The 4,620-nt window shown below is 60.0% G+C and carries 5 protein-coding genes; 3 read left to right on the top strand and 2 right to left on the bottom strand.

The genetic code is table 11. From position 1 onward, the window contains the following. The coding region (locus AACZ55_RS15455; RefSeq protein WP_339647530.1) for a sugar phosphate nucleotidyltransferase at window positions 1-452 on the bottom strand (452 nt) is incomplete at its 3' end. 5 nt (window positions 453-457) lie between these two features. Next, a complete protein-coding gene (locus tag AACZ55_RS15450) occupies window positions 458-1,873 on the bottom strand; it encodes a phosphomannomutase (RefSeq protein WP_339647532.1) in 1,416 nt (471 codons plus the stop codon). A 180-nt stretch (window positions 1,874-2,053) separates the two neighbouring features. On the opposite strand from AACZ55_RS15450, the gene AACZ55_RS15445 reads away from it, so the two are divergent. From AACZ55_RS15445 to AACZ55_RS15435, 3 genes are all read left to right on the top strand, one after another. Further along, the gene (locus AACZ55_RS15445; RefSeq protein ID WP_339647528.1) at window positions 2,054-2,326 is read left to right on the top strand and encodes a hypothetical protein; all 273 of its coding nucleotides are present in this window, start codon (window positions 2,054-2,056) and stop codon (window positions 2,324-2,326) included. A 455-nt stretch (window positions 2,327-2,781) separates the two neighbouring features. Then, window positions 2,782-3,171, top strand: coding sequence for a hypothetical protein (locus AACZ55_RS15440; protein WP_339647526.1), 390 nt, complete (start codon window positions 2,782-2,784; stop codon window positions 3,169-3,171). Beyond that, window positions 3,164-4,102: a tyrosine-type recombinase/integrase gene (locus AACZ55_RS15435; protein ID WP_339647524.1), complete on the top strand. Its 939-nt coding sequence runs from the start codon at window positions 3,164-3,166 to the stop codon at window positions 4,100-4,102. The genes AACZ55_RS15440 and AACZ55_RS15435 overlap by 8 nt, the downstream gene beginning before the upstream one ends. The last annotated feature ends 518 nt before the right edge of the window (window positions 4,103-4,620 follow it).

Raw genomic sequence — 4,620 nt, 5'->3', positions numbered from 1 at the left:
GCAATCCCGAAGGTGACAAGAGATCCCGCCTTTGCTCCAGCCTCTGCCTGATCGAGCGCTGTGACATAGGCGGCATCGACACCGATCTTGTGGTCCGAAGGCAGCACATGAACGATTGCGTCGGGCTGATCCTGACTGGCGACCAGCACTGCAGCGAGAATGGCCGGGGCGGTGTTACGGGCCACAGGTTCGAGCACGATGGCGGCAAGCTGTAACCCAAGCTCGGACGCCTGTTCGGCGACAACGAAGCGATAATCCTCATTGGTCACGACGATCGGCGCGCCATAGCGGGGATCTGATGCAAGTCTGAGCAGGGTATCCTGGAACAGGCTGTGTTCACCCGAAAGGGTCAAAAACTGCTTGGGCCGCGCTGACCGTGACATTGGCCACAGCCGCGTTCCCGTACCCCCGGCCAGAACGATCGGGGTGATGCGTCCCATTTCCATTGCCATGCCCATCACTCCTTGCGTCCAAAATGCTGTTCGAGCTGTGCCATCATCGTTTCCAGGAGCCGATCGGTCGCCTCGGCCGTGTCGGTCTCGACATAGCATCTGAGTTCTGGTGCGTTGCCCGACTGGCGGAAGTGAACGATCGATCCGTCAGTGAGGGTCAACCGCGTCCCGTCGGTGGTATCGATCGCCGAGATGTCCGAGAGGATCGGATCGAAAACCGTCCGCATCACAAACGAGTCTGCCATAGTCACACAGAACTTGCTGCCCTTTTGCGGCGGTATCTCCTTGAGCCGCGCCGCCTTCATGACCCGCGGCGGCAGCGATGCCGCAAGGTGCGATATCGGTTCACCGGCACTCTTGCTTGAAGCGAGCACCGCCAGTATCGGCAACACCGCATCCCGTGTCGGCAAGGGATCCAGTATCCCATCCTCGAGGCTGAACGGTGTTTGCACGAGAAAGCCGCCATTGGCTTCGAACCCGACGATCCTGTCTTCGTCCTTTGTCGTTGCCTGGGTCATGGCTTCGACAACAAAGGGCGAGCCGATCCTTGTGCGAATGACAGTCTCGAACCAACCGCTGAGCTCAATGCCGCTCGTAGAGGTCAGGGGCGTCACGACAGTTTTGGCCCCAAGGAACCGGGCGGTCAGGGCGCCCAGCACATCCCCATTGATCTGGTGTCCGGCTTCATCGAGCAGCAACGGCCGGTCGCCATCTCCGTCGGTTGACACCACGGCATCAAGGCCATGTGTCTTGAGCGCCTGCCGCATCTGGTCCAGATGATCGGCGCTCGCGGCTTCGGTGTCGACGGCAACAAACTCCTCGACCCGGCCAAAGCACACACAGTCTGCCCCGAGGCTTTCGAGAATGTCGGCCAGAAGATCCCGACCCACCGCGGAATGGGCAAAGACCCCGACGCGCAGTCCCGAAAGGCTGGAGGCAGAAAAACTCGACGTGAACCGGTTCGTGTATTCTACCGCAACCTTCTCTTCGACCGGCGGCAGATCGGCAGGGGCAAAACTCCAGCCCGAACCAAGGGTCTCTTCAGCGGCCGCAGCGATCGGCGCTTCATCGGATTTGAGCAGCTCGCCGTCGGGGCGATAGAACTTCAAGCCATTATAGTCGGGCGGGATATGGCTGCCCGTCACCATGATCGCCGGGATGCCTCGCTTGAGCGCATAGGCCGCAAGCGCTGGTGTCGGCACCGCCCCGCCATGGATAGGTCGCCAGCCGCTCCCCGCAACCGCCCCGGCAACAAGTGCCGCAATTGCAGGGCTCGAAGCGCGAAGATCCACCCCGATCGCCACATCCCGGGTATCAGCGTCTGCACACGAGGTTTGAAGAAACCCGCGCACATAGGCGCCAACCACATCCGGGGTAAAACCCGAAGCCAAGCCGCGCAGGCCAGAGGTGCCGAAACCTATATTGTTGTCCGAAATGACTCTTCCCCTCGATCGCCCAGTAGTAGCCCGATAAACCTAATACAATCAAATCCAATGGGTAAGCTCTGTTGCCCCAAATGGTAAAGACCGCAAGGGCTCACCGTCCTCTATCTTTGGATTTGGTCCATACCGCTTCCGCGCCACGCAGGCATGACATCGCTGATGACTGCTCGCGCTGAAATTGCTCTTCCCAAAGTGGGTGAGACAAAAAATGAATGCTGGCGCCTAAAGCGTCCCAACGTTTTGATCGGAGTTTTTTCGGATCATATCAAGCGTGTGCAAAATCCTTCCGAGGGCAAACCAGAGAGGCGCGGAGAACAGGCAGACAATGCCTATCGCCCCATAGACAATCCCCTGCCTGACGGCTCCATCGATTTCAAAACCGTTTGCGTAAAAAAAGGCCATGACGGCGCAAAGCACGCCGACGCCCGCTGAAGCCCCCGAAAGGACAAAGAAAATGTATGGCACCAACCGCATTTCTCACTCCCCCTCTGCTCGGAAACGATACATCACCAGATTGAGCGCGCAATTGCGAGCCGGAGCGACATCGTTCGTAATTGAGTCAAATGATTAGCGTTAACCCTGGCGGGACCATTTTCTGGTTTCGTTCTCCATTAATGCTAGGCTGAACGAATCGAAGCTCGAACTGGCTTCGTGTCAGGTTGGGTGCGCCGCCTCAAAAGCGGCCGCCCCGGTGGTGGAACACCGAGACGGCCTGACCACATCAACTACCTGCTTGGAACAGGAGCTAACAATGGCTGACACAAGCCCTAGCGCGCTCGCGCGCATTCTTGAAGGCGTATTTGCGCCAAATACCCATTTTTCCGTTTTCTCTGGCGACCATCTTTTTCGTCGTCCCACGTCCGATCTGGCGTAGGGGAGCGACTATCATGAAAATGATCGCTATCGTCTGCGACGGCGCAGGCGCGTTTCACTGCGCGTGCGTCAAAAACCCCGATCTTTTTCGCCGCGACATCGCGGCGAAAACCGGCGCCGGCTTTATCGCCTGGGCCGGCACCCCGATCCATGGCACGAGCCCTCAGTCCCTCATTGCCAATATCGAACGTTCGGTCCTGCCCCGCTTTATCGCCGGGCCTGCACTCCAGCATGATCTGCATTTCACCATCGCGATGGGTTGGGTGGTGTTCGGCAAACCCCTGGCTGTGATCATCGGCGCAAAGATCGTGCGCTCGGTCTGGCGGATGACCAGTATTGCCATGCTCTGGAATATCGGCCGGCGCCCTGCCAGGGGCACGATCAAGGAGGTCGGCCATGACTGATCCCATGACTTTGGACGGGCCGCTTTCTGGCGGCCCTCATCCTGCTCCTGATTGGCAGGCAGCGCTCGAGCGGTTGCGCGGCGCCTATGCCGACACAACGATTTCTGGCTATGGCAAGGATTTTCGCCTGTTTGCCGACTGGTGTGCGCAGAACGATCTGTGCGCACTGCCCGCGGATCCGGAAACGCTCGAGCGCTACCTCAACGAGGCGATCCAGACCCTGTCGGCGGCCACCCTGGTTCGGCGGGTCGCCGCGATCGTTCGCGTGCACCGGGCGCTCGATCTTTCCAATCCCGCCGCAACCGAAGCCGTGCGCCTCGCCATAAGGCGCATCAAGCGCCATCGCCCCAATCGTCCGCGCCAGGCCCATGGCATCGATCGCACTCTGCGGGCCAAACTGCTTGCTTCCTGCGCCGATGATCTGGCCGGCAAGCGCGACAAGGCCTTGCTTGCGCTCGGGTTCGAGGGCCTGTGCCGGCGCTCGGAAATCGCGGCGCTCGATGTCCAAGATCTCGTTACCGACCGCCAGGGACACCTTGCGATCCTCATTCGCCGCGGCAAGACCGACCAGACAGGCGATGGGCGGGTGATTACCCTTTCGGCGGCCACCGCCAAAATTGTCTGTGACTGGATCGAGGCGGCCGGGCTTGAAACCGGACCGCTGATCCGACCGGTCTATCGCGGCCGCCCGATCGCACGGCACATGGTGGGGCATTCGATTTCGCGGTTGCTGAAATTGATTGCCGGGCGGGCTGGTTTGCCGCCGGAAACATCCGAAGCGATCAGCGGGCATTCCTTGCGGGTGGGTGCGGCCCAAACCCTGCTCGGGGACGGGCACGATGTGCTCAAGCTGATGAAAATGGGCGGCTGGAAATCGGCCAATACGGTGTTTCGCTATATCGAGCGCACCGAGATCAGTCTCTGGATGTGAGGGGCCAGACCCCTCGCCCAGGGCAGGTTTGATGCGCCTTGCGCAGGGATTGCCTTTGAGTGCTCCCTGCCCTTTTGCGGTGTTTCGTTTTTCCGGGGCGTTTGCGAAAGCCCCAACCCATGCGGAAAGTGGCAAACGTACGGAAAAGGGGGTTGCCGAACAACGGCCTCTTTGCCGGGGAATGTGCGGCAACAAAAGGGTGTCGATCGCACAACGGCCTCTTCGCCGGCAATGTGCGAAAAAGCCAAATTGCCGATGGGTTTTGTCGTTCTATTCGTTTCAGCCAGCCCCCCAACCTTCCGATCGTTTTGAGCCGCGACGAGGTTGCCCGATTGCTTAACGCGACCACCTGCCTCAAGCACCAGGCGGCGCTGTCGGTTAGCTTGCGATCGTTTATCTGCTCGAATTTGGCGCTAGAAAGACCGCAAGCTTGACCGTTACCGGTCTGGATCCCTCCGCGCTGCGGGGTGGAGGCGTCGGCGTGGCGGCATGGCTGCGTCTGGCGTCTGGCGTCTGGC

It is taken from the genome of uncultured Pelagibacterium sp. (genome assembly GCF_963972885.1).
GTDB classification, from domain to species: domain Bacteria; phylum Pseudomonadota; class Alphaproteobacteria; order Rhizobiales; family Devosiaceae; genus Pelagibacterium; species Pelagibacterium nitratireducens.
The sequence above is the reverse complement of the archived record's forward strand: the minus strand, read 5'-3'. Positions and strand labels throughout refer to the sequence as shown.